At 61.8% G+C, this 1,958-nt stretch carries 1 protein-coding gene; it reads right to left on the bottom strand.

The window, feature by feature from the left end; genetic code table 11:
- Positions 1-1,958: non-ribosomal peptide synthetase (locus BR41_RS21645; protein ID WP_035061512.1), on the bottom strand; the 1,958-nt coding region annotated here is incomplete at both ends.

Raw genomic sequence — 1,958 nt, 5'->3', positions numbered from 1 at the left:
ACGCCCACCCGGCTCAAGCCCAGCACCCCGGCCCAGATCTGCGCCAGTGCCTCCTCGGTCGGCGTGGTCGGCGCCACATATTCGATCCCCAGATCAGCTTCGTCTGGCATCGGCAAGGCTTTACGGTCGACCTTGCCGCTCGGGGTTTGCGGCAGCGTGGGCAAGACGACGATGGCGCTGGGCACCATGTAATCGGGCAGTCTTTGCGATAGCAGCTCACGGAGGGCTTTAGGCGACAGCGTGGCATCGGGCTTCGGCACCACATAGCCGATCAGCTTTTTCAGGCCCCGGTGGTCTTCACGCACCGTTGCGGAGGCGGCGGCCACCGTATCAATGACGACCAAGGCCTGTTCCACTTCGGCCAATTCAATACGGAAGCCGCGAATCTTCACCTGATGGTCGGAGCGCCCGAGGAATTCGATATCGCCATCCGGCAAATAACGCGCTACATCACCAGTGCGATACATCCGGGCACCCGGCGACTTGCTGAACGGATCAGGGATGAAGCGATCTGCCGTCATATCGCTGCGTTGCCAATAGGCCTGCGCCAGATTCACCCCGGCGATATAGAGATCGCCGCGCACACCGATGGGCACCGGCTCGAAATGGCGATCGAGCACATACATCTGGGTGTTGAACATCGGCTTGCCGATCGGGGGCAGGCGTGGCCACAGATCAGGATCGCCAGTCAGCCGATAGCCCGTGACGAAGTGACTTTCAGTCGGCCCGTACTGGTTATGCAGCAAGGAATCCGGCAGTTTGCGGAACAGCTCAATCACCTCGTCGGTGATTTGCAATTGCTCGCCACCGCAGACGATTTCGCGCAGATCCGGCAGGGTCGCCAGATCGCTTGCTGCATCCGCAATGCCTTGCAATGCCACGAACGGAATGAACAGGCGCGCTACCCGCTCACGCAGCACCAGATCAAGCAACTGAACCGGATCGCGACGCGTCTCTTCGCTGACCATCACCAGCGTGCCGCCGGCCGCCCAGGTCGAAAACAGTTCGTCGAAGCTCACATCGAAGCTCAGCGGCGAAAACTGCAAAGTGCGTGCGCCCGGCTTGAGTGCCGATTCGGTCAGTTGCCACTGCACCAGATTGGCCAGCATTTGATGGGGCAGCGCGACCCCCTTGGGCTGGCCGGTGGAGCCCGAGGTATAGATCACATAACACAGCGCCTGCATGTCCAATGAGAGCGAGAAGTCGGTGTCGGCCTCCAGCCACGCATCGGCACAGGCATCCATGCAAATGAAATGCGCATCGCATTCGCCGACGCGATCACGCAATGCCTGATGGGTGACCACGACCGGCGCGCGCGCATCCTGCGCCATGAAACGCAGGCGCTCCGCAGGATAGGCCGGGTCCATCGGGACGCAGGCAGCCCCCGCCTTGAGAATGCCCAGCACGGCGATCGCTACATCGAGCGAGCGTTGCAGACATAAACCCACCAGCGAATGCGGCACGACACCGAAGCGCTGCAAATAACGGGCGAACTGGTTCGAGCGTCGATTCAGCTCGGCATAGGTCAGTGCATCAGCGCCATCCAGCGCAGCCAGCGCATCCGGCATGCGCTGTGCTGTTTCGCGGAACAATTCATGCGCCAGGATGGGCCGGAACGGCATCTGGGTCGCATTCCAGGTGCCAACGATATGCTCCCGTTCGATCGGCGTCAGCAGCGGCAACAGGTCAACGGCTTGCCGGGGCGCCGCAACCGCTGCGGCAAGCAGGGTTTCGAACTGGCCGGCCATGCGCTCGATCGTCGGGCTATCGAACAGATCGGAATTGAACTCCCAGTTCGCCGCATAAGTACCATCGGCCAGCGGCAGCAGAACCAGCATGAGATCGAACTTGGCCGTCGCCGCTTCAAGCGGCAGCGGCTGCGCCACCAGACCCGCCAGCTCAAAGGCCGGCAGATCGGTGTTCTGCAACGTGAACATCACCTGGAACACCGGCGAGCG

Source organism: Andreprevotia chitinilytica DSM 18519 (assembly GCF_000711875.1).
Taxonomy (GTDB): Bacteria; Pseudomonadota; Gammaproteobacteria; order Burkholderiales; family Chitinibacteraceae; genus Andreprevotia; species Andreprevotia chitinilytica.
This window is presented reverse-complemented; position numbering and strand designations above follow the sequence as displayed.